The sequence below is a fragment of the Paenibacillus sp. FSL L8-0333 genome (genome assembly GCF_037965665.1).
Taxonomy (GTDB): Bacteria; Bacillota; Bacilli; order Paenibacillales; family Paenibacillaceae; genus Paenibacillus_AQ; species Paenibacillus_AQ odorifer.
On the sequence record NZ_CP150186.1, the window covers coordinates 1,885,002 to 1,908,479 of the forward strand.

A 23,478-nucleotide genomic window follows, 5' to 3' on the forward strand; every position below is an offset into this window, starting at 1 on the left:
TCTTCTGATGAAAATGTGAATAAACATAATGGCAGGTCAAGGTTACTATCCTTGACCTGCTTTTTTTTGTTGTCGAATTCATGTGGAAATTTATCAATATATGTCTTTTTTTGACTGAATTACAAATTAAGGTTTCTAATCATGGATATTGGTTTAATGAAATTTCAAAGGAAATACATAGGGATTATTTTCCATAGTAGGTGATGATGAGATGAAGATACTTTTGGTCACGCACAAGTTTCAGAAGATAGTAGGTAATTATTGCAGGCGGACCATGGACGTAGTGAACGAGTCTGAATTAGTCCTTGGAGGTGTTTTGGAGTTTTTGCAAAACATCAATCCTTCTATAGATAGCATATTAATAACAGATGATGCATTATCTCTGAGGATGGAACAGAACAGGAGTGATTTAAATAACCTAATCAATTGGCTCGTAGCTAATCAAAAGTCAAATGTAAAGATTTTAATCCTCACCAGGTACATAAGGAAAGATACAGAATGGGAGAATCTCAGCTATAGATATCCGAATCTCCAAATTAAGAATTACGAATACATACGCATTACACCAGTACTATTTCAGGAAGCTCTTGAGCATTTATCCGATACCAAACCTCAATTGAAACAACATTCCAGACCTCACGACGATAAGAGTAATCACCAAAAGAGTACAGACAGAAAAGGGTCGTTTCTGGATCGCTTTAAACCGAAACCGAAAGCCCCAACTGAATTACAGGCTACGGATACCCTTACTAGGGAGCTTGATAAGATTAGCCGAGGGATTAGTCGTATTGTAGCGATAACCGGGCATAGTGGATGCGGAATTACCAGCACAACTATCAATGTTGCAAGTGAAGCGAGTAAACGGGGGCTGAATGTATTAATCGTGGATATGGATATCGAATATCGAAGTACGAATATGTATTTTAGCAGCTTTCATGAACGAACCAAGCGGGATGAAGATATAAATGCATCTCTCATCCGAACGTTAGCAAGACCTCAGGATTATTTGACTACGGCTTTTCATTTGAAAGAAAACCTATGGCTGGCTGGACTGGGTTACAGCTTTTCCGATCCCAAGTTAATCCAGCAATTTTACACCAGCTCTAAACTTGTCGGTCTGTTGTCCTTACTCCGAAACAAATTTAATTTGATCCTATTGGATCTACCACTGAACTTATTAGACAGATTTCGAGAAGCATTAATCCATATCGACAGCTTTGGCCTCTGTATTCCCAATAATCTATATGCTGTTTTAAGCACTCTGAGGAATGTGGAAGAGACACTGAATAAGGAAAATACGGCCTATTTGAATGCTAAATCAAAAGTAATTGTCACCAAATATAATGACCGTTCCAGATTTCAAGGTGAAATTTTCGTACCAGACAAGGTAAGTGCAGTTGCTACATCCGGTCTTTTAGAAAGCTTTACATACGGAATGAAAGTGGCAGGTCATATCTCTTATGACACGGACTTTGATACTCAGATTGAAACCGATGTGCCGCTTGTATATTCAAACAAAGACCATGAGCGGGCATATGGAAATATACTTCTTAGATTACTGGAGGGGAGTAGTTAATGGATTTAAGTGGGCTTAAAAACGCGACACCCAATAAGCAAATGTTCAAGCGGGTTGCAGCATTGCTCTTTAGTCTATTGATCATCGTGGTTTCTTATATGTTCATTACGAAAGCCAGCAAAGATGCCAGCGATGTGGTAGAGGTGTTGCGGGTGAAGCAGAGTGATGGTATTCCGGCTTACGTAGTCATTACGGAGCCTATGATTGAGAAATACAATATTATCAAAAAAGAATACACGGAGGACATGGTGTTGTCTGAAGATATAGATTCGGTGAAGGATAAACTGTCCGCATATTATCTTCGAGAAAACAGCGTGCTCTACAAAGATCAGTTGCTGGATGAAAAACCGCAAAAAAATGAATGGCTGTATCAAGTGAATGAGGAAAATGAGGTCTTGACGCTTCCTTATAATTTTCTGGAGGTTGGTGGAGATATTCTAATGCCAGGAGACCGTGTTCGTATCCGTGTGTCCTATGAGGTAGAGGAGAAGGATGCCCCGGGTGGCAATCCAAACGCTATTTATTCCGAGTCCACGAATACGATCAAAAAAACTGAAGTATTGTTTGAAAGCATTGTTGTGAAGGATATGCTCAACGCAAGTAGTCATTCCATCTACGAAGTATATAAAGAGGTGCAGAAACTGGATGAGGATAAGAAACAAAATGTTATGAAGAGTAAAGATTTCTTAAAGAACATTCAACCTAAAGCATTACTCCTCGAGGGGACGAGTGCACAAATTAACAATTATGCCAAATACAAAGGACTTAATGGAAATTCATTTCTGATTACCATACTGAGCAGAAAAAGTAGTGATGTCATCATTGACCAACTGCCCACTTTGGAGAAAGAGGTGGAATCGTGGATCGGAAAAGAGGATTAGGAATCGACAGCATTTTTCAGAAAATATCATCTAAGGATCTCGTCGGTGCCGAACTTCAAGAGAATAATCTGATTTATAGTGTAGTAGGTTTTATACCTGCTTGTGATGGCGTAGATAATGCCATGCTCATAAGCAACTTAGGATATTTGTTATCTCAAAAGGGTCTAAATACTTGTGTGGTTGACCTTAAGGTGTTTTATCCGAACTTATATCAATTTCTAGATGTCCCTGCACATAAGAAGGGGCAAGGATTAATTAAGGTGTTAAAAAGCGACAAGGTAGATTTCCGAGATGAATTGCAGCGGACCAAATACGAGAAGCTGTTCCTGTTATCAGCTAGTCCACAGGATCTAATGGAGGAGTATTTTGATTTTGAGTTTGGAAATTTAGAGCGTGTAATTACTACACTTAAGCAGATGTTTGATATCGTGCTGATCGACATTCCCAACAACCCACCATTGGAATTTTGTCTGGGTGCCATGAAGTATTGTCACATAGGATTCTTTACGGCAACAGAGAGGATGGAAGCTACCATAAATATGGTGAAGCTGCTGGATTATGCTAAATCGGTGGGGATAAGTACGGCTAAGTTCACCAGTGTGGTGATGATGAATATTCAGCATATTGAATTTGATTATAAGGTTATAAAGGACATGGGTTTTAACATAGTTTCTGTACTGCCACTTGTGAAGGATGCCGTAGTTCGTGCACATGAGGGCAGGCTGTACATAAAAGATAACCCCCTAATTAATAAATATTTTAAAAAAGAGATTCAAAAGCTGGCCGATCGGTTGGCGGATCAGTAAAGGGGAGAGCGACTTGCTGACACGTGCGAAAATTAGCGATATGCAGCAAAAAGTACTGCATCAGGTAGGGCCGAAGGAGAACATGGAGGATTTGGCTAGTAAATATACGACCATAAGCTTTGATGAGGCTTTGGAGTTATGCCAAAAATATATTACGAAAATAACGACACATGCCTATAGGCGAGAAAACGACCCTGCTCGAAAACGCGAAATGACTAAGGCATACATAAATGAATTTGTAGACGCGCAGAAACCTTCTGTCGAGGGATTTTATGATCTAGCAGAGTTGAAAAACGCACTCACCAATGAAATCACTCACTATGGTCCCATTACCAAGGCTATGGAGGACCCTAGTATAGATGAAATCAGAGCCAACGGGCCTGATCAAATCTTTGTGGAAAGCGGCGGAAGAAGCCTGCAGTGGGATCAAAATTTTACAGATCGTGATCATATGGAACGGATTATCGCCAAGCTTATAGGTATCTCCAAGGTTCGGCTGATTCCAAAGATACCCATGGTAAATGCCAGAACGATTGAGGGGTATCGTGTGAATGCCACTCATGCTGAGATCTCACCGTATGACCAACCGGCGTTTGTGATCCGAAAGTTCAGCAAGAAGAGTATTGTTCCGAAAATGCTCATTGAGAATAAATCCTTCTCCTCAAACATGTATAAATTATTGTCTTTGATCCCGAAATCAGACTTATCCTGGATTACAGTGGGACCGACAGGAAGCGGAAAGACTACGCTAAATGAAATTCTTGTGAAGGAGATCAATCCTCTATCAAGGATCATTACCATTGAAAATCCTTCAGAGATGAGATTGATTCAAAGAGAAGATAACAGCGAACACGGTAGAGTGCTGAATGATGTGTTGCAATACGAGTCGGTCCCTGATGATGATGACTCAAGCCCAGCGACTATGGAAAATTTGCTTATTAATGCGATGAGACAATCACCTCACTGGATTGGACCAGGGGAGCTTCGAACACCCGGTGAATTCGCCACAGCGCTTCGAGCAGCACAGACGGGACACTATTTCTTTTCCACCCTTCATGCAGAGGGGGATAAGGAAGCGATCTTCAGATTTCTAACGGCTTATCTAATGGCCTCTAATGAGCCAGCGGAACTTGCTCTACGAAATATCTGCAGTGCTGTGAAATTTGTAATCTTTCAAGAGAAACTGGCAGATGGTACTCGTAAAGTGACTTCAATTTCAGAGATTTTGGGCTCAGATGGCTTGAATCCACTGATTAATCAAATCTATAGATTTGATTGTGATGATGTGATTGAAGAGATGATTGAAGGCAAGAAGATGATCAAAATTGTTGGCAGACATTTACGTGTAGGAAAGATCTCGGAGAATGTACAGCAGCTAATGCTCAAGGCCGGAATTAAGAAAAGCAGGTTTGAGTTCTTTACCAAGGATCCGTTGGAGGGCGAAACAGAGGTGTACGAATTCGATGAATACAACTTTAATCATTAGTCTACTTCTTGGTATGGCTGCATTTGTACTATTTAACGCCATCTTTGAGGTCAAGTTTTTTCAGGGTTCTGTAAGATATGTTCTCGACGTTATGGATACCCTCGCAGAGTACCTAGGCAAGTATAACACGAAGCGTTATGTTGACCGGATCAAGAAGGAGCGAATCGTCAGGCAGAAGGAAAATATTTATGCGAAATACAATCGAATGGTAGAGGGTTTGATTTTAGACTTTAATATGCCGTTTACGCTGGAGAGCTTTACCTCAATGCTGTGCATTTGCTTTGCGATTATAGCTCTGCTAGTGGTTCTGCTTATGAAAAGCGTTACGCTTTCGCTTGTGATTACGATTTCAATTTTTGTAGGATTGTTTACTTTTTTCGTGATGCAGTCTAGAGCCATCCAAGCAGAACGGCTTGAAAATATAATGGATGCCGAAGATGTGATTTGTCCGTTAGCCCGTGAAGGTGTACTAGTAGCCATTAAAAAGGTGATGGAGAGCGATGAATATATCAGTCCTAATCTTAGGCCATATTTTCAGCAATTTATAGATAATTGCGACAACAACGGCTATTCCTTTAAGCAAGCTATTACGCTATTAAATAGACAGCTTGGTCCCAAATTTGATAATTTCACAAAAAAAGCAGTGGTCTTCGAATATAACGAAAGAAAAGGTATGGCAGACATTTTCCTCGATATTGTAGATGAAAATGCCGTGCTGCGCGAGATTAACTCTAAAAAGGAACGGATTTTTAGAAAGATGAATCGAGATTTTATGTTTAAAACCGGAATCATTGTGCTTTTTTTCTTGTACGCATTAACTGTAAAGGATTTTAGAGAATTTATGCTTGAAAGCAATGTTGGGAAATTGATCAACACGATATTGATTAGTGTCATTTGTTTAAGCTTTGCACGCAGTCAGGTACTCCAAGGGAACGTCGGCATGGGTGGTGAGCGCAAATGATATTCCTAGTTAAGCTGATAGCCATGCTCTCCATCCTTTATTTGATCAAGATATTGTTATACCCCTTCTTCAAGCCTGTGAGCAGAAAACAGAAAAAACGTGCACGTCAATATATCAAGCAGCGTAAAAATGCGGCGCTAAAAGAGAAGTTCAACCAATATAAACGAAGAATTGCAATGAAATATGTTAAAGGGTTATTGGGAAGTGCTGAAAGATTAAGATTCAAGAAAATCATTGACCGACTTGATCTACAAAAAACTCCAGAGGAAATACGGACCGAGCAATTCATGTACACGCTAAGTGCTATTGTGATTATGTTGTTGCTATGGAAGGTGAACATCCTGCTTGGCTGTATCTCTGCCATCTTCATCATGCTGGGCTGGCTCTATCCGGTGGTCGAGTTGGAGAAGATTATCGATAAGAAGAACAAAAATATATCCCTGGATTTCCCAGCCTTTTATAGTATGGTCTATTACCAGTATATAAAGTCGGTTAACATTCATTTCTCAGATGTGCTTAAGGATTACATTCCTAGTGCAAATCCTGATATAGCCGAGGAGCTCGGTGTGATGCTGGACAATATTGATTACGGAGAAGAATTCGCTTTTAAGCAGCTAAAGAAACGGATTCCGATGCATTACGTGATCAAGTTCTGCGACATTATGGAGACGAGGCTTAAAGGATACGATAATGTGTCTCAGATGGCATATCTCAAGAATGAATTAGATGGCTTCAGAATCAGGGCTTTGGAAGAAGAGCTGGAGAGTAGGCAGCGCAGCAGCGCAAGGATCCAGTTTCTACTTATTATAGTGTTGGCTATTTATATCGTTATGTACTATTTGTTTACCATTCTGAGTTCAATGAAGATGTTTCAATAAGCCAAATTTATTTATAGGGGGATAAACGAATGAAGACAGATCTTAAGGAATTGCTAGTGGAGGAAAAAGGAGAAGTAGGGATCAAGCAAATTGCCATCACGGTTGGCGTTATTATTTTAATTGGAGTGGTAGTGACCTATCTAAAGGGTGGAGTACTGACAGGATGGGTTGATGATGTTTGGGAATTCTTATTCGATGATTTGATTGGAAAGATGGTTAGCTAATTTGGGGTGAAAACACAATGCAAGGGATAGCAAAGGCAGTATTACTTACCATTCTGACCTCGGTTACGATTTTGCTGTTTGTAAATTTGGCTTTCTTTTTCCCATGGTATTTAACGCTGGTCACAGAGACGTATAGTGTTTCGCAGATTGTAGCTGGTGATAACTACTTGAAGGAATCGTATTATGAGGATGTTATGGAGAGATTACAGGAGCGCCCTATTTACCGAGATAAAGCCGATGATATTGTCATTACGGTCACTAATGCAGATCATGATAATGCGATTGGAAATGATGATGAAACCTCATATTACGATGAAGGGAACGAATGGAATAAACCTTATCGGCAAAGAGGCGAACCGCTTACGGTTGAGATTAAAGCTGTATATCCTTTCTCTATCACTTTATGGGGAAAGAAGCTGGAGCGTGAAATTCCGGTCCACTTCTCCATGTCAACGACAGGCCTGAAACATTATAAGGATCTGGACTACTATATAGATTGATAGGATGACTTTGTGTGAAAAATATTGCAGTAGGAGTATTGTTGATTATTCTAGTGTCAATTGTTGTGGAGCCTTTGGTGGAGATGGGCATTGTATTTAGAGAGAAGGTAGTGCTGAGCACTGCGATCTCTAATGCTTGCCGGGCAGCCAAGGATCGGAGTTTAGAGTATGAACTGCTACGTGGACTGGATGCGGTGATTAACGAGGAGAGGTTCAAAGAATACTTTTCAGATGCGTTCGAAAGGGCTCTAAATGTATCGGAACAGACCGATAATGGCAATGTGCTTACATTTACCTCCAATGATGATAGATACAATGATTTTACGGTAAATTTAGATTTTTCTAACATAGAGAACACCCAAACCAGCCAATGGGTATCAGAAGTTAATGTGAAAGCACAGGCAACATACAAATTTAAAACCAGATACTTAAAGCTCGCTGAAGAAGCAGACAAAGAAGTAGATTATCAGTTAATTAGCGAGAGGAAATATATTCTCTCCGTTAAGAATTGATGAAAGGAATAATCAGAATGGACTATATCATGGTTACTTTTCAAACGGATACAGGTCTAAGAATGGACCTAAAAGTCCCGGTGTTTGTGACTATAGAAGAACTGTTAGACATGCTAACGGAGTCCTTGAGCTTAAAGGAGAGAAGCGGGGCTAAGCTTCAGGCTGAGCCATTAGGCAGAATATTAAGTAATAGTAAAACCTTGGATCAAGAAGGTGTAGCCCAAGGCGCACTGCTCACACTTATCTGAGAAGGGGCAATGAAATGAATGGCAACCTGCAAAGTGGCGGATTAATCCTAAAGGCTGATGAATCTCTTTTTATTACGGATATTAAAAACTATTCAGGAACCTATTCTTTGGACAGAGCGAATGATCAAGCTGTGCCTATTCATTATGAGGGTTTGTTCTGGTTCATGAATGAGGCTGGCAATTTCCTTTATTACAGTGATCAGTTAAAGGGAAATGTGCTCTGTAAGCTTGATATTGTAAAGCAACATTCAGAAGTATTGTTAGACAAACCTTGTTATCAGCTTCAGCGACATGAAGATTGGATCTACTATATTCACGAGGAGGACCATCGATTATATCGCTGTTCTACTAGTGGTAAACGTGATATGAGGCTGATTGATGAGCATGTGGAGAGTTATCTCTTGTACGAAGGACAAATCTACTATGCTACACCAAATGGGATTAAGAGGAGCACAGAATCCGGTGAGGCAAGTGAAAAGATTAGTGAATTGGTTACAAGTTTACTGATTCGGATAGGAAATAAGCTGTGTTTTTCAGATGCCGAGAATGGACATCGCTTGACGCTACTTGATTTGGAGCGTCATACGGTAACTATGGTAGACAATATAGTTGCCCTTAGTATAAGCACGGATGACAAATATATTTATTGTGCTAACCGATTAAATGACAACAGTATATATCGCGTAGATCCATTGCATGGAGGGAGTATTCGAATATCTGGGGAAAGCGCGGACTATTTACATGTTCTGGACAATGATCTTTATTTTTGCAGTGGTCGTGAATGGCATCGAATCTCTCTATTTGGTGGAGAGGCGGAGACAATAACCTTTATAGGAAGGTAGATCTAATGAGCTATGAATTCAGTCGTCAGCCCCGTTTTCTACCGGATATGCCCCGGGGAGAAATTGATGTTCCTAATCCACCTATGATTAACGAGAAACCAGAGATCTCTTGGTTCGGAATATTGCTTCCACCTATCGTAATGTTGATTATTACCGTATTAATCGCAATGACTTCACAGTCCATCTATTTACTGATCTCAGTTGCGACCACAGTAATGACACTGATTGGCTCATTGACAGGAGCAACTTCTCAGATTCGGAAATATAAGCTAAAGAAGAAGGAACGGGAAGAAAAATATCTTCAATTTATAACCGATGTCCGCAGCGAATTGTCGATAGCTCGCGAACAACAGGTGAAAGCCATGAATGAAATGAGCCCGGATCCTGCGGAATGTGTGCAACGAATCTCGCGCAGGGATAACAAGCTATGGGAAAAAACGCCTTCACATAATGATTTTCTGGCTCTGCGGATCGGGGTGGGAAGTGTACCCCTGGAACTGCACATCAAATACACCAAACAGGCGATCATCCTTGAAACGGACCCGCTGCTGATGGAGCCGCAGAGATTGGCCATGGAATTTGAGAAGGTCCCGAACGTTCCTATAACGGTTAATCTGTTGACTACCGAAATATGCGGGATTGCCGGTGAAAGCGATAAAACAGCTGTGCTAATAAAGCTGATGCTGCTACAGCTTGTGACTCATCATGGTTATGACGATGTCAGGGTTATTGTTCTTGCCGCAGAGGATGAATTGGAGAAATGGGATTGGCTGAAATTTGTACCCCACCTATGGGATGACGGTTTTAATATCAGATTTCTTTTATGTGGTAAAGCCATTGCCCATCAGACCTTGTCCGAGATTTATGGCTCTTTGAAGGAGCGGGAGATGAGGTCTTTGAGCGGTGGTGTATTGCCCCATTATCTCTTTATTGTAGAGGACGCTTCCTTGCTTGAGAATGAGCTAATCAGTAAATATTTGTACAACGGCAGTGTAAAGCTTGGAGTATCAACCCTTTTTATCGCCAAGAATTCCGCTTATTTGCCCATGAACTGTAAAACGGTTATTCATTTAAACGGAAAAAACGGTGAAATGGCCAATCGATTAACCGGGGAGAAGATCGTATTTACTCCGGATCAAGCAGATATAAAAGATTTAGATCTAGTCGCCAGAAAGCTCGCACCGCTACGAATCAAAAATTCAAGTGCTAATTTCTCACTTCCATCCTCCATCACACTGATGGAAATGCTACAGAACGAAAAGGTATCTGAAGTAAATGTAATGTTGAACTGGACCCGCAACAAAACCTATATGGGCATGAGTGTACCTATAGGGGTGAGGGCTGGTGGAGAAGCTTTATATTTAGACATGCATGAGACGGGGTTTGGGCCCCATGGTCTTGTAGCCGGGACAACAGGTTCTGGCAAAAGTGAATTATTACAAAGTATCATCGTATCCCAAGCCATTCATTACCATCCGCATGATATTGCTTTTGTTCTTATTGATTATAAAGGGGGCGGCATGGCAGATGTATTCAAGGGAATGCCTCATCTGGTCGGTACCATTACGAATTTGGATGGGAATCAAACGACGAGAGCACTGCTATCTATCAAAAGTGAGCTCATGCGGCGGCAACGTGTCTTCTCGGAATATGGCGTGAACAATATTGATAAATACCAGAAATTATTTTATAGCAAAAATGTAAAAGGTGACATGCCAGCCATTCCCCATCTGATTATGATTGCGGATGAGTTCGCGGAGCTTAAGCAGGATCAACCGGATTTCATGAAAGAGCTTGTAAGTACGGCCCGGGTAGGTCGAAGCCTTGGCGTCCATTTGATCCTTGCCACCCAGAAGCCTGCCGGCGTAGTGGATGACCAGATATGGAGTAACTCGAAATTTAAAATATGTCTTAAAGTGCAGGATGAGGCTGACAGTCGGGATGTTATTAAACGTCCTGATGCGGCCATGATTAAGGAACCGGGAAGGGCGTATATACAGGTCGGAAATGATGAGATCTTTGAGTTGTTCCAATCTGCGTATTCTGGTGCTGATTATGATCCGAAAGGCGAACTGCAGAAACAGGAGAACAAGACCAAACGAATCTATAAGGTAGCTCTGAATGGTAGAAGCGAGCAGATCTTTCCGCTTGAGGAAGAGAAATTCTCCCAAAATGAGTCTGCTTCCCAACTGCATGCCATGGTTGAATACATTACAGAAACTGCCAAGCAATATGGGATTTCTCCAATGAAAGGGCCTTGGCTACCGCCACTGCCTGAAGTAGTCTACCTCGATTTATTGCTGCCGAATAGCTTAGCAGATGGTAGATGGCCGCAGCAGCAGAAACTGCTCAGTGTGCCAGTGGGGATCATGGATGATCCAAGAGGACAGAGACAGGAAGCGCTGGAGATAGATTTTGCATCTGAGGGGAATCTGTTTGTCTATGGAACGCCGGGTACAGGTAAAACCGTGTTCCTCAAAACGTTATGTTTATCGCTGGCTCTAATGTATCCGCCGGATGACGTCAATATCTATATTATGGATTTTGGCGGAAGCTCACTCAAAGCTATGGAGAAACTCCCTCATGTCGGTGGGGTAATGACACTGGAGCAAGAAGATAAAATTGACCAATTTATGCGCTTTATGTTCAGGGTTATGGAGGATCGAAGAACGCTGTTTCAAAATAATGGAAGTGAAGGGTTCAATGATTACCGTAGAAGTGGACGAAAACTGCCCGCATTTATAGTCATAATCGACAACTACTTTGCTTTATCGGAGACCTACGAAGATTTTGACGCTCAAATGGTGCTGCTGGCTCGTGAAGGTTTTAAATACGGTATTTATATGGTCGCTACAGCAACCAATAGTGCTTTGGTCAGATATAAATTTTCGGTTAACTTCAAAATGGCGATCAGCTTCCAGATGACTGAGAAGAGTGAATATGATGGTATTGTAGGACGAACGGAAGGCTTGGAACCCGCAAAGGTTGCAGGCAGAGGATTGGTAAGAGGCAAGCCGCCTTTGGAATTTCAGACTTCGCTTCCTGAATATCAACATACCGCTACCGAGCTCATCTTGAAGAGAATGGAGGCTTTGAATCTAACTGGAGCCGCACCAATTCCGGTGATGCCTTCTACGATTGATCTGCGGCAGCTCAATAATAATACAGAGCAACTGGCAATAGGCTTGGGCAACAATGATTTACAGCCTGTGTTTATAGACCTTGTTGCAACACCAGTGCTGATGATAGCTGGAGAGGCTATGTCAGGAAAGAGCACTTTACTTGTATCGTGGATGAAGCTGCTGAGCGAAAAGCAGGATCTAGAGGTATATGCGCTGGATTCATCTGCTATGGGCATTTATGAACTGATACAACAGTCTTACGTAACGGATCTATCGAACGTGGATGATTTGGACAATTTCATTGATGGGATCAAAGAACAATTGGAAACTAGACGCAGTGAGCTTCTCTCATGCAGAATGTCCGGTGGTGACGTTGGCGCTCTGATGAAACAGTGGAAGCAGATAATCTTCGTTATTGATCGTCTAAGTGAATTTACGAGCGGAGACAAGTATATGCTGCATGAGCTGATTGAACGAATTGTGAAGCAAGAACGCGGCATGAAGGTAGCTGTTCTAGCGGCAGATAACACAAATGATCTTACCTCTAATTGGGATTCCTTGGGCAAGACTATCCGAGAAGAACAGACCGGGATCCTGCTAGGTAGAATGAAAGAACAAAATCTTTACAATGTGTCCTTACCTTACGGAAGCCAGGAGAAAGATGGGGAGCAAGGTGATGGCTATCTCATTGTAAAGAATAAATATACCGGATTAAGATGTGCCGTATGGAGTAAGGAGAATCGAGTTAATGCGGGAGTAGGAGTTTAGGATGGAGGTGCAGCTAGTGTCAGTTAGTCCATCAGAAATCAGGGGAAACGCTTCACAAATCCATAGTCTAATCAATGAAGTGAACAGTACTTCAAAAAAACTGCAAAGTGATTATACACAATCGGCCAGCTATTGGACCGGTACGGCTTCTAAAGCATTTCAAAGTGAATACAACGAGCTGGATAGCGAAATGAAGACCCTGCTTACAATGCTGGATAGGCTCGAAAGTGGGGTCCAAAGAGTGGCTTCAGAAGTGATCCGTGCTGAACAGGAAAGAGAAGAAAAGCGAAGACTAGCAGAGAAGGCGGCGCAAGAGGCACTGAAACAAAAGCAATTAGAAAAGCAAAAGCAAAGCCAGAAGTAATGACAGGGGTGTTGAGATAGAAATGCTTTGAAAGGAGGTGAATAATGTGGCGGGAAACAATCTTACATTTAATCCGGATCAGGCACTAGGTGTAGCTAAGTCTATTAAAACCAAAGCAAACAATGCAGATACTCTTATCAAACAATTGCAATCTGAAATTCATGCTGTTAGCGGTTGGTGGCAAGGAGAATCACAAACTGCTTTTATACAACAATTCGATGGACTTATGCCTAGTTTTAAGGAAATGGTTCTCTGTGTAGAGAACATCAGTAAGAACCTAACGCAAATTGCTAACATCAAGCAACAAGCCGAGCAAGAAATGGCAAGTAAACTGCGTGGAAAATAATGCTGGCATACATAACAAGGCAGATTTTGAGCTATCTGCCTTGTTAGTATGATTTTAAGTAAGTATGAAGTGAATTTATTTGGGGGGATCTGTAAGTGAAGCTGACCGAACAACAATACATAACACTGGCATCAGTTGTAGAAGCAGCAGACGGTCTCGAACTGACGGATAGTCTGGCTTTTGCTGGTGCAGCAGCCTATGCCTATAGAGATGAGCATGATGATAGATTAATTATCTTTACATATAAAGGAAAAGATTGGCTTGCGGATCTGCAGTCTCTGTTAAGCGGTCAGAGCAGCATGCCGGAGGAAGCATCAAGATTTTTATTAAAAAACAAAGGGGAGAAGGATTGCCAGGTTACTGGTTATTCCATGGGCGGTGCCTTAGCTCTTTATGCAGCAACGGTTAATGAGGGGATTGGTGGTGTGGTATTCGACGCACCAGGTATAGCAAACATTCTGACTGCGGAGCAAAGGGGAAAGCTTCAGGTTAAAAATATTGTGGCTTATAACAGTCTTGTATCCGCGTTAGGCAAACACAACGAAGAGATTGTATTTGCTAAATCGGGTATAGAAGAAACGGAATTTCTAATTCCTGATTCGCTTTGGCAGCGCTATACCTTTGACTCTGAGGGGAATGTGATTATAGGTGAAAAAGGGAATGCCTATGCTTTGCTATCCAAGATTAATATCCTAACGGAAGAGCATACGCCTGTTTTTGATGCTGTTATGAGTGGATTTGGGGATACCGTCGGACTAACAGAATCTGCATCGGATCATTTGGGTTACGTGATATTTACCTTAATAGATCAGTTGGATGTAGGAAAAGTGCGAGGTGCACTGATTGAAATTGCCCACAAATATGAACGAATGTTGGATGCGAAGTTCAGCGAGTGGAGAACCGAAATGAATAATATTCCGGAATCCTTCTTATTCGATGACATCCGTGCGAAATTTGAACAACTATCTGAAGCAGCCATGCTAGAGGCAGCGGGAATAGCAGAAGAGCTTAATGAAATCACGCAAGCTGTCTTATCCATCTTGCTGATTTGCAGTCCGGTAGGGGATAAGCTGATGGACCATGTAGAGGAATGGTTGAATAAACTGACAAATGCCCTCATGGAACGTATGGAGAAACTAACGAACCAAATGACATTACATCTCGATAAGGTGGTTGAAACAACCATGAATCAAATGCTCAAATTTCCAGAATTGAAGCTGGATTTTGAGTTCTGATTACTAACTGGAATCGCCATCAAAAAGGAGTGAAGCCAGCATGAAAAATATTTATACAAGGAAGGTGTTGACTCTGATGTTGATATTATCAATGTTCAGCTTTATGGGATGTGGCTCTAGAGAGGAGAAAAGTGAAAAGAAAATTTTGAGCTCCTTGCAGGAAAAGTATGGCGAGGAATTCATCCTTGATGGCATAGGCGGCGGTTGGGGAACGATGAACAACAATACTTTGAAGGCGACTGTGCATCCTAAGAAGGATGACACGATTAATGTACGGGTGGAAATCACGAAGGATTTGGAAAAGGTGTATGACAACTATTTAAACCAGGTGGTAGCAAAAAAAGACGAACCAATGATTCAAGCAATCGCTGCTAGCATTTGGCCTGACAGTAAAATTATCGTTGCCAACGAAACGGGGTTGGTTTACCCCAAGCATAACGATACAAAGATTTCCTACGAGCAATTTCTGAAGTTATATCCAACGAATACGCTGGTGATTTCAGTCTATTTAAATAGTGATAACTATGTTGATGGTAATGGAGATATGGACCAAGAGGCAGAAATGAGAAAATATATGGATTTTGCAAAAATACTAGCAGAAAATAAATATGTGAGTAGTCTGATAGGGATAGGATACCTCACTCCAGAGGCCTATGGTCGATTAGAAGAGGTCAAAAAGGCAGAGGAAAGTGTTGACATATATTTTAGTGACGAAACTAAAAAAACAGGAATTATTAATATAGTTACAATGGCTGGATTCAAATTAGGAGTTGATGGAAAGATTGTAGAATCTCAAGACAAGATTAGAGAATTCTTTGATATATGGAAAGAGGACAGAATAAAAAGAATGGAACAAAGAGGGGGATTGTAATGGACGATACGCTTACAGAGGTAGAGTTAAAGCAGATCTCACAACTTGTTTATTTAGATATACTCAACATTAAGGATTTGGAAAAAACATATGCATTATATAAAAAAATCACTCTCGGCGAAGTTCTCAACTTCTACGCTTCTCCCGCAGGTCAGCAACAATTAAAAGAACGCTTTCCTGACGATCTTAACGGAGTCAAAGAATACAAGCAGTGGAATGATCTCATAGAGCAGATGAATATATCTGATTATCAGAATTGGGAAATCTCCAATATCGTCTCTCATAATAAAAAAGAGGAATCAGGTTTTGTTGCATTTACAGTAGATACCAAGAACGGGGCAAAGGTAGCGGCGTTCCGGGGTAGTGAACCAATGGATAACCCGCTTTACCATAATGACTGGAAAAACAACGGAACAACTGCATATGCCCTTGAATCTTTACAACAGGCGGAAGCTAAAGAATATATGGATAATTTCAAAATAGATGCGGGTTATGAATTGTTTCTGACTGGGCACTCGCTAGGAGGTAATCTAGCCCTATATTCCTCTTTTATATTACCTGAGAATTTACGGAATCAGCTAACTTCCGCATCAACGTTTAATGCACCGGGATTTAATGGAACCTTGCTTGATAAACACAGGGCCTCTATAGATGATTTGAATGAGAATGACAAAATTAAAGAGTTCAGAAATAAAAATGACATCGTTCCGGCCTTATTTCAAAATCCATCGGCAGGTATTTACATTGATACTGAATCTGAAAGGAATACCGTGCTGCCACATCATTCCTTATTCTCACTAAAGATCGACGGGAACAATGAGTCTTTTCAACGTTCAGAGTCACAGACTCGGGCTTTGGTTCCTAACCTTGTGCATAATATTACAGTTGGTTTAGAAATTGTGCCGGGGCCACTAAAGGAAGCATTGGTTGAAGGGATTTTTAAAGTATTGGATGGGGAAGTAGATCTGCGGCCATTAGCGTTTGCGGGAATAGCCGTAGTTGGGCTTTTAATGGTGACTGTTGGGCCCGTTGCAGTTGTTACTGCGGCGATTACTGCAGCGTTAGCTGCGCTCGTTGTCACTATAAAAGCTCTGGTTGCGCTTTATGTGATTGGTTTTGTAATTGACAGTGTGATTCCCTGGATTGAGCAAAAGGTGGAGGATATCAAGGAGAGAGTGGTCTCCTTTTATAATCAAAGTGTTGAATTTGTAACGAATATGGTGACAGAAGCTGTCCGAGTGACTAATTTGATCGGTGATAAAATTGAGGAGTTTTCACAAAAGGTAAAGCACGCAGTCTCTGATTTTATGACGAAATTAAAAGAGGGCTTTAATCGTTTTGTAGAGAATGCCATTCAGTATATTGAAGCTCAGAAGGAATATTGGATTAGTGTAAAAGACAAAGCAATGAAGAAAATGGGGGATATATTCCAAAGAGTAAAATCTAAAATTAAGAAAACTAAGGAAGAATTTATCGCTGGCGTACGCACGATTAAAGATTCAGCGATCAGCAAAGTCAAATCGACCGTAACGAAAACCATAACGAAGATTGCAGTTGCATCTGCTAGTGTCATTCAAGGAGCCAAGATTTTGGCGAATATGGATAAACTGGAGAGTCTGCAGAAAAGTCTGGTGCGTAAGGAAGAGAGCATTGCTGAAGCCGTCGAGAGGATATTATCTATAGCTTCTGGAGTCAGTTCTAACGTGGGCAGGACTTACAGTGAATCTTATGTTCAAGCTCAATTAAGAGAAGTTCAACGTTTAAGCAATGAAGTCCGGACACAGAAAAATCGTGTAACAACAGCGATTAACGGAAAAACTGCAGGTTTAAGATACACAGTTACAAAATATCGAGAGATTGAATCCAAAATTGTTGCAGCTGCCCGTGCAAGTACTACCACAATACATCTTAACTAATTATATCAGGAAATAGAAAGATAAATTGAGAGGAGTAATTATATGAAAAAATTAATCAGTTCTCTACTTTTATTACTAATGGTATCCCTGATGACTTCTGCATTTTCAGGTTTTGCAGCAAGTCTTCCATTGAGGGTAGTAGTAAATGGAGAAAAAGTTATTTTTCCAGACGCCCAGCCTTTTATCGATGCGCAGCAAAGAGTACAGCTACCCGTGCGTTTTATAAGTGAAGCGCTTGGAGCTAAGGTGTTATGGGACAGTAAGGCCAAAAAGGCAACAATCTCGCTTGAAGGCAAAACAATGGGTGTCTATATCGGGAAAAAGAGTTATGAGCTCAATGGAAAAACAAAACAAATGGACACGGCAGCATTGTTCAAACAGTCAAGAACCTTTGTCCCACTTCGATTTGTATATGAAGGACTCGGTGTAAACGTGAAATGGGATGATGCTGTGAAGACGGTCTACATCACTACTCCTTCAGGTGAAATAGCTACCTCTGATAAGCCTGCTACGGGAGAATCAACGAATGGAGCGAAGACGGTAACGATTCATGGGTTTGAAATCCCGTATACTCAATTGGGGGCCAATCTAGAGTCGACTTATATTACCGATTCACAGCTGACAGTATACAACAATGATGATCGGAAAGCAGGTCAGTATCTTTTTCAAATCACAATTACATTTACTAATATAGGCTCTGACCCTGCACTGGAAGCGAAGGAAGCGGAGAATATTCTTAGACAAAACATTGAGGGCGATGTCGTAGATTCGATTATGAAGTATGTTAGAACAAAAACAAAAAGAATGGATGAGCTAGATTATAAAGTCTTCCAAAGCAAAGATTATAAAATTGATGTAGACTCTCCTGGTATGGGGGATATAGGAATCGCAGTATGGCCGAAGTAGGAGAGGTGAAGGTATGAAAAAATCGATATGGCTTAGTATAGTGACAATATTCTTATTCCAATCTATAGCTTCTTCAGTTTTCTCTGAAGAGTCAGTGAATGATACATTTAACAATCTTCCAAAAACAGCGACAGCTGTTATCGAGAAGATCAATAAAGATATGGCGGAGCTCTATAAAAAATCTAATTATTACACAATGGAGACTAATAAAGGAAAGTTAAGAGAGGATTTGTTGCAAAACCAGATAAAATCTAACAATAGTAATTTTGAGATTGTTTATGGTGGAAATCATGAATGGCTGGAGCATAGCAATATGTTTGCTTTTTCCGGGTATTCGATTGATGGGGACTCGGTCTCAACTGAGGGAGCTCCATGGTATGCTGGATGGAGCGGGATTCAAATTCAGAATTTTAATATGATTAAGGAACCTTGGAAGGACTCTGGCGTAAAATCAAGCTACAAAATTAGAAAAAATGATTTTGATGCATTTGTAGGTCGGGATATTGAGTATCTAGCAAATTCCGGCGGGACTTTTGAGCAGGCGATTCTTACTGGACTAAACCTGAGCTATGCCGGTAAGAAATATGAACGGTTCATCTATAACAATCAAGACAAGGAGTATAAAGACAGGGTTGTATACACTCAGAATACTACACCGTCTAAGGGAGGGCGATGGATAGATTATGTTCACGTCTTGCAACCGCCTACCTATCTGTCTTGGGGATCAGGGAGGATTTACATCCAAGGTTCCAACGGAAATATTACTTACTTAGGCATTCCTATCGCACCGTTTATTTTGCAGGTAAATGATTTATCCCCTCATTTCGAAACTTTGCCAACCGGCGCGGTAGCTGGACAAGAGGTAACCGTTGGAATCAGGCTCAGATCCAGCTTCGCCACGCAGAAAACAACAGATTACGCTTGGAAGATCACGAGTAACGGAAAGGAAATCCCTGTAAGATACCATGGTCATGCGTCAACGTTAGCAGGTGAAATTATGCTTGCGGCTAATACGGCTGACAATATTCTTTTCGCGACATTTACAATGCCTGATGAGGACGTATACATCCAGTTTAATCTGAACAGGCTGAAGTCACCTAATGAAGTCTTTTACGGAAATAATGAGATTTACGGATGGATTAAGAAGATCAACTCGATGCCAACAACTAAAGGCTCCTTCGATCTGGATTATAATGTGTTATCGAAAAAAGTGAAATTCGGGTTAGCCGATGGTGCTGCTATAAAGGCTGTTCTACAACCGCAATATTCTGATTTTACTTGGAGTGGGAATGCTACAGGCGCTTTGGAAGTAATCAATAATTCGGATACTATCTATCGTTATTTCCGTGTGGAGAATAATCCGCTGGTTAACGATGCCGCCAGTACTATAGTTAGGCAACCTGACATCATAGCTAGTCTACAGCGTCCTGATTTTGGTGATGATCCTGTTAACGGTAAGTGGTACATTAATCCGGCTCCGTATACACCTAATCAAAAGTCAGGTAATATCAGTTTCCAGGGTACTGTGAGCAGAAATTTCACTCGTAATTATCAGGTGTGCAGCACAACTAAGAACGGGCAAGGTAAAGATGTTGAATCTTGTCAAACGTATACGGAGAGCGGCAGCACTTCAGCTCCGTTTACACCAGGTGAGGATGTCAAAACCATTCGGACCTATATTTATAACGGGGCCAAACAAATAGCACCTAAGCTGTACAAGAATTCAATAGACAAGAATAAAGCGGATTCTTTGATTCGAAAGCTCCTCTGGACAAGTGAGCCTTACAATTATAATGTAATCCGCTGGATGGCTCATGAAGATGAGAATAAGAACTTACAGGATTGGACGAAAGTAAAGGGGCAATTCGAACGAATCTTCACACAACAGGCAAGCGGAGACATCGGTTGGAAGGTAGAGAATAGCATGGCTCAAGCTTATAAGAAAGCCAGAGCTACCGCTAAAAAAATGCTTAACGACAAATCTAATTATGATACCGCCGTGTTTGCGACGGATAAGCAACTTCAAGGGTATGATTATCCGATTAAATCCGGATATTATTTTAATCCTGTTGGAACGTATACCTTTACACTGGAGACAGTTACGTTTAAAGATACGGATAAAGACACGAAGGACCATAAGGATCTTGTTGAGGAACTTACGAATTCTTTCCGATATGAAACTGATCTTATGTATATCAATAATGATAAAGTTGCGGTCAATCTGCGGAATGAACCACTGAGCAAAAACGGGAATAACTTTGCAAGAAAGCCAGTAGCTTTATCCGTAGAGGATAACACCGGAGTGAATGATGCGAAATTGTTGACGGTGGAGAACAGCTTTACTAAAGATGTGGAAGAGATCCCATATTCACAAGAAAGAGAAAGTGATAATGGCACCCATGAATTCTGGAAGAATATATTAGAGGGTTACTCACAGTCTAGTACACTGGGAAGCTTCGACAATTTCAAATACCGTGAATATGTGGGCTTGAATCAGAATATGTACAAGATCACGGAAAAGTCTACGGTGACGATTACGATTAATAAGGACCATATTCCTGTCTATACTACAGCTGAAATGCCAGATGGGAAGTACTATGTTAAGGCTTGGTTGGCAGATGTGGAGCTCTCCAAGAGTACCAACGCATACAAATCACTGGGCAAGCTTGTCGGCATTAAGCCGCTGGATCAAATTGAGGTTACGGTAAAAGGCTCTATGTTTGATGACTTAAATAATTAAACAACAATAGTCTCCCTTCATGCAAAATAGCATGAAGGGAGTTTTATTATTGTGATAGCGCTTCATCCAACGTATAATAAGGGCTGTTGATTGTTTTTTTATATTGTTTTTTATTTTCACACTGGATGGCGGATTATTGCTTATTGGAGAAGGGAGATAGTTGCTATGAAGTTATTGGGAGCGATTGAAGCAGGCGGAACGAAGTTTGTATGCGGGATTGGTTATGAGGACGGTACCATTCTGGACCGAGTTAGCTTTCCGACAACAACACCGGAAGAAACGATGGGACTCGTAATCGACTATTTTAATGGGAAGAATGTAGAAGCTTTTGGTATTGGATCGTTTGGACCGATTGATCCCGTGCTGGACAGCCCTACTTATGGTTACATAACAACGACACCAAAACCTCACTGGGGACAATATAATCTGGTAGGCACAATGGCTGAGCAATTTAACGTGCCGATCGGTTTTGATACGGATGTGAATGGTGCAGCGCTTGCGGAAAGTAAATGGGGAGCGGCTAAAGGTCTGGACAGCTGCCTTTATATTACGGTTGGGACAGGTATTGGAGCGGGAGCAGTTGTTGGAGGTCAGATGGTGCATGGATTGTCTCATCCTGAGATGGGACATATTCTAGTTCGCAGACATCCAGAGGACACGTTTGAGGGCTACTGCCCTTATCATGGCGATTGCCTTGAAGGGTTAGCCGCAGGTCCGGGGATTGGCAAACGCTGGGGACAACCAGCAGGCGAGCTACCTGTTGACCATCCAGCTTGGGATATGGAAGCTCATTATCTTGCACATGCACTTATGAATTACGTGCTGATTCTGTCTCCCGAAAAAATCGTAATGGGCGGTGGGGTCATGAAGCAAAGCCACTTGTTCCCGCTAATCCGTACCAAGCTGCAGGAGCTGCTTAAAGGTTATGTTCAGCATCCAGCGCTCAATACCGATATTGATAATTACGTTGTGCCACCGCAGCTTGGAGATAATGCAGGACTTGCAGGTGCGATTGGACTGGCAACCTTAGCTTTGGCAAGAAACTAGTATAAAAAGATATTGACTGTTAGGAAATATATGGTATTGTAGGATCTAACAGTATAGCATTTAATGAGGGAGCACCTCTTTCACGTTTATCGTGAGAGTGGTGCTTTTTTGCGTTTTCCGAGTCTGACAGTGTGGGATTCACACCAGCGAAGAGTAGCTCAGACCCGGTAGGTATAGTGCTTGCTGAAGACTAGAAAGGCAGGGATGAATATGCAAATTGTATTTATGAATCGCTTATCCAGAATATCTGGGGTGGATCAAGAGGTGTTCGCTCAGCTATGGATTGGAGAGGAAGAAGGAGTGTGGAGCCTGGGCTGGCGTGATTTTTCAGACGGTGAGGAGACGCAGGAGCATTTGTGGTATGCGGGTGGTTCTTGGAATGAAATGCTCTGTGTTTACAGGCATGAGCTGGCGGTGAAGATGGGGGATGGCTATCGGCCGTTGATTGATGGCGTATTTCATGAAGAAGACGGCCTTACTGGGCGCAATCAGGAGCAGCTAAGGCTGCAATATTACAGTGAATATAATGGGAACGAAGCTATTTATGAGGAGTTATGTGCTTGGCGCCGCAGCCGAGCTTCTAGTGAACGGAAAGCCCCTTACATTCTTGCCAGCAATCGTTTGTTACGTTTGATAAGCACTTTCTTGCCGCATACACCAGAGGAGCTGCTGCAGATCCCTGGTGTAGGGGAAGGAAAGGTAGCCCAATATGGCACGGATTGGTTGGCTATAACCTCTACGGCTGCAAGGGAGCATTCCTTTCCTTTGAATTGGGTTCACCAAGAAATTGAGGAGGACTCTTTTGTATCCTGGCTCTATAAACAGAAAGAGGTCAAATATAAGAAACAGCTAGAAAGACTGCGATTACGGCGAATTCTGCTGCAAGGGATCGAGAATGGGTTAGGGTTAGAACAGCTTAAGGTGAACAGTGGAGTGAACCGTCGCGAACTGATTGAAGCGGTAGAGGAGCTGGAAAGAGAAGGTTATTGCGTGGAGAAACTGATCGAGGTAGAACTGAAAAATATGCCGCAGAATGAACAGGAAGCGATATGGAATGCCTATGTAGAGGCAGGAGATCTTTTTCTAAAGCCAGTGCTGCATAAGGTGTATGGGGAGGATTTTTCAGCAGCAGAAGGGCTGGATAGCTATTATGAACGTCTGCGGCTGATCCGCATTCGTTTCCGGCGGGAGCAAGCTCCTAAAGTGGGCGTGGCGACCAGTTTCTAGTAGCTTTTCCTCATATCAAAAA

General features: G+C 41.6%; 21 protein-coding genes. All 21 read left to right on the plus strand.

What is annotated here, in order from left to right:
* The first annotated feature begins 211 nt into the window (after window positions 1-211).
* The 21 genes from NYE72_RS08160 to NYE72_RS08260 all read left to right on the plus strand — a co-directional run bounded on the left by NYE72_RS08160 (window position 212) and on the right by NYE72_RS08260 (window position 23,456).
* Window positions 212-1,576, plus strand: coding sequence for an AAA family ATPase (locus NYE72_RS08160; protein WP_076146947.1), 1,365 nt, complete (start codon window positions 212-214; stop codon window positions 1,574-1,576).
* On the plus strand, window positions 1,576-2,457 hold the full coding sequence (locus NYE72_RS08165) for a hypothetical protein (RefSeq protein ID WP_036684504.1): 882 nt from the start codon (window positions 1,576-1,578) through the stop codon (window positions 2,455-2,457). Before NYE72_RS08160 ends, NYE72_RS08165 begins: the two co-directional genes overlap by 1 nt.
* A complete protein-coding gene (locus tag NYE72_RS08170; RefSeq protein ID WP_339211693.1) occupies window positions 2,436-3,263 on the plus strand; it encodes a hypothetical protein in 828 nt (275 codons plus the stop codon). The genes NYE72_RS08165 and NYE72_RS08170 overlap by 22 nt, the downstream gene beginning before the upstream one ends.
* A 13-nt stretch (window positions 3,264-3,276) precedes the next feature.
* Window positions 3,277-4,749, plus strand: coding sequence for an ATPase, T2SS/T4P/T4SS family (locus tag NYE72_RS08175; protein ID WP_036684499.1), 1,473 nt, complete (start codon window positions 3,277-3,279; stop codon window positions 4,747-4,749).
* Window positions 4,727-5,710, plus strand: coding sequence for a hypothetical protein (locus NYE72_RS08180; protein WP_036684498.1), 984 nt, complete (start codon window positions 4,727-4,729; stop codon window positions 5,708-5,710). The genes NYE72_RS08175 and NYE72_RS08180 overlap by 23 nt, the downstream gene beginning before the upstream one ends.
* Entirely contained in the window at window positions 5,707-6,588 is an 882-nt protein-coding gene (locus NYE72_RS08185; protein WP_036684496.1) for a hypothetical protein, read from the plus strand. The genes NYE72_RS08180 and NYE72_RS08185 overlap by 4 nt, the downstream gene beginning before the upstream one ends.
* Before the next feature lie 29 nt (window positions 6,589-6,617).
* Complete coding sequence (locus NYE72_RS08190; protein WP_036684494.1) at window positions 6,618-6,812, plus strand: hypothetical protein; 195 nt, start codon at window positions 6,618-6,620, stop codon at window positions 6,810-6,812.
* A 17-nt stretch (window positions 6,813-6,829) separates the two neighbouring features.
* Window positions 6,830-7,312 (plus strand): hypothetical protein, encoded by a 483-nt coding sequence (locus NYE72_RS08195; protein ID WP_036684493.1) that lies wholly within the window; start codon window positions 6,830-6,832, stop codon window positions 7,310-7,312.
* A gap of 14 nt (window positions 7,313-7,326) precedes the next feature.
* Window positions 7,327-7,824: a hypothetical protein gene (locus tag NYE72_RS08200; RefSeq protein WP_339211694.1), complete on the plus strand. Its 498-nt coding sequence runs from the start codon at window positions 7,327-7,329 to the stop codon at window positions 7,822-7,824.
* A 17-nt stretch (window positions 7,825-7,841) separates the two neighbouring features.
* Window positions 7,842-8,072, plus strand: a complete 231-nt coding sequence (locus NYE72_RS08205; protein ID WP_162164278.1) for an EsaB/YukD family protein — start codon at window positions 7,842-7,844, stop codon at window positions 8,070-8,072.
* Between the two features lie 14 nt (window positions 8,073-8,086).
* Complete coding sequence (locus tag NYE72_RS08210) at window positions 8,087-8,914, plus strand: DUF5050 domain-containing protein (protein ID WP_339211695.1); 828 nt, start codon at window positions 8,087-8,089, stop codon at window positions 8,912-8,914.
* Window positions 8,915-8,919: 5 nt separating this feature from the next.
* Window positions 8,920-12,804, plus strand: a complete 3,885-nt coding sequence (gene essC / locus NYE72_RS08215; RefSeq protein ID WP_339211696.1) for a type VII secretion protein EssC — start codon at window positions 8,920-8,922, stop codon at window positions 12,802-12,804.
* Window positions 12,805-12,820: 16 nt separating this feature from the next.
* The gene (locus NYE72_RS08220; protein ID WP_162164277.1) at window positions 12,821-13,168 is read left to right on the plus strand and encodes a WXG100 family type VII secretion target; all 348 of its coding nucleotides are present in this window, start codon (window positions 12,821-12,823) and stop codon (window positions 13,166-13,168) included.
* 46 nt (window positions 13,169-13,214) lie between these two features.
* Window positions 13,215-13,514 (plus strand): WXG100 family type VII secretion target, encoded by a 300-nt coding sequence (locus NYE72_RS08225; RefSeq protein ID WP_036684485.1) that lies wholly within the window; start codon window positions 13,215-13,217, stop codon window positions 13,512-13,514.
* A 95-nt stretch (window positions 13,515-13,609) separates the two neighbouring features.
* Complete coding sequence (locus NYE72_RS08230; protein ID WP_339211697.1) at window positions 13,610-14,749, plus strand: Mbeg1-like protein; 1,140 nt, start codon at window positions 13,610-13,612, stop codon at window positions 14,747-14,749.
* Between the two features lie 40 nt (window positions 14,750-14,789).
* Window positions 14,790-15,620, plus strand: coding sequence for a hypothetical protein (locus NYE72_RS08235; protein ID WP_339211698.1), 831 nt, complete (start codon window positions 14,790-14,792; stop codon window positions 15,618-15,620).
* Window positions 15,620-17,536: an Mbeg1-like protein gene (locus tag NYE72_RS08240; protein ID WP_339211699.1), complete on the plus strand. Its 1,917-nt coding sequence runs from the start codon at window positions 15,620-15,622 to the stop codon at window positions 17,534-17,536. Before NYE72_RS08235 ends, NYE72_RS08240 begins: the two co-directional genes overlap by 1 nt.
* 42 nt (window positions 17,537-17,578) lie before the next feature.
* Window positions 17,579-18,442: a copper amine oxidase N-terminal domain-containing protein gene (locus NYE72_RS08245; protein WP_076101575.1), complete on the plus strand. Its 864-nt coding sequence runs from the start codon at window positions 17,579-17,581 to the stop codon at window positions 18,440-18,442.
* A gap of 13 nt (window positions 18,443-18,455) precedes the next feature.
* On the plus strand, window positions 18,456-21,182 hold the full coding sequence (locus NYE72_RS08250) for a hypothetical protein (RefSeq protein ID WP_339211700.1): 2,727 nt from the start codon (window positions 18,456-18,458) through the stop codon (window positions 21,180-21,182).
* Window positions 21,183-21,347: 165 nt separating this feature from the next.
* On the plus strand, window positions 21,348-22,229 hold the full coding sequence (locus NYE72_RS08255; protein WP_051491338.1) for an ROK family protein: 882 nt from the start codon (window positions 21,348-21,350) through the stop codon (window positions 22,227-22,229).
* 210 nt (window positions 22,230-22,439) lie between these two features.
* Window positions 22,440-23,456 carry an HRDC domain-containing protein gene (locus NYE72_RS08260; RefSeq protein WP_036684572.1) on the plus strand — a complete coding sequence of 339 codons (1,017 nt, stop codon included), beginning with the start codon at window positions 22,440-22,442 and terminating at the stop codon, window positions 23,454-23,456.
* The last annotated feature ends 22 nt before the right edge of the window (window positions 23,457-23,478 follow it).

What these genes read in the sequence shown, in the direction of transcription:
- NYE72_RS08160 (WP_076146947.1), top strand. Translation starts at nt 212, where the DNA reads ATGAAGATACTTTTGGTCACGCACAAGTTTCAGAAGATAGTAGGTAAT.
- NYE72_RS08165 (WP_036684504.1), top strand. Translation starts at nt 1,576, where the DNA reads ATGGATTTAAGTGGGCTTAAAAACGCGACACCCAATAAGCAAATGTTC.
- NYE72_RS08180 (WP_036684498.1), top strand. Translation starts at nt 4,727, where the DNA reads ATGAATACAACTTTAATCATTAGTCTACTTCTTGGTATGGCTGCATTT.
- NYE72_RS08185 (WP_036684496.1), top strand. Translation starts at nt 5,707, where the DNA reads ATGATATTCCTAGTTAAGCTGATAGCCATGCTCTCCATCCTTTATTTG.
- NYE72_RS08190 (WP_036684494.1), top strand. Translation starts at nt 6,618, where the DNA reads ATGAAGACAGATCTTAAGGAATTGCTAGTGGAGGAAAAAGGAGAAGTA.
- NYE72_RS08195 (WP_036684493.1), top strand. Translation starts at nt 6,830, where the DNA reads ATGCAAGGGATAGCAAAGGCAGTATTACTTACCATTCTGACCTCGGTT.
- NYE72_RS08205 (WP_162164278.1), top strand. Translation starts at nt 7,842, where the DNA reads ATGGACTATATCATGGTTACTTTTCAAACGGATACAGGTCTAAGAATG.
- NYE72_RS08210 (WP_339211695.1), top strand. Translation starts at nt 8,087, where the DNA reads ATGAATGGCAACCTGCAAAGTGGCGGATTAATCCTAAAGGCTGATGAA.
- essC (WP_339211696.1), top strand. Translation starts at nt 8,920, where the DNA reads ATGAGCTATGAATTCAGTCGTCAGCCCCGTTTTCTACCGGATATGCCC.
- NYE72_RS08235 (WP_339211698.1), top strand. Translation starts at nt 14,790, where the DNA reads ATGAAAAATATTTATACAAGGAAGGTGTTGACTCTGATGTTGATATTA.
- NYE72_RS08240 (WP_339211699.1), top strand. Translation starts at nt 15,620, where the DNA reads ATGGACGATACGCTTACAGAGGTAGAGTTAAAGCAGATCTCACAACTT.
- NYE72_RS08245 (WP_076101575.1), top strand. Translation starts at nt 17,579, where the DNA reads ATGAAAAAATTAATCAGTTCTCTACTTTTATTACTAATGGTATCCCTG.
- NYE72_RS08250 (WP_339211700.1), top strand. Translation starts at nt 18,456, where the DNA reads ATGAAAAAATCGATATGGCTTAGTATAGTGACAATATTCTTATTCCAA.
- NYE72_RS08255 (WP_051491338.1), top strand. Translation starts at nt 21,348, where the DNA reads ATGAAGTTATTGGGAGCGATTGAAGCAGGCGGAACGAAGTTTGTATGC.
- NYE72_RS08260 (WP_036684572.1), top strand. Translation starts at nt 22,440, where the DNA reads ATGCAAATTGTATTTATGAATCGCTTATCCAGAATATCTGGGGTGGAT.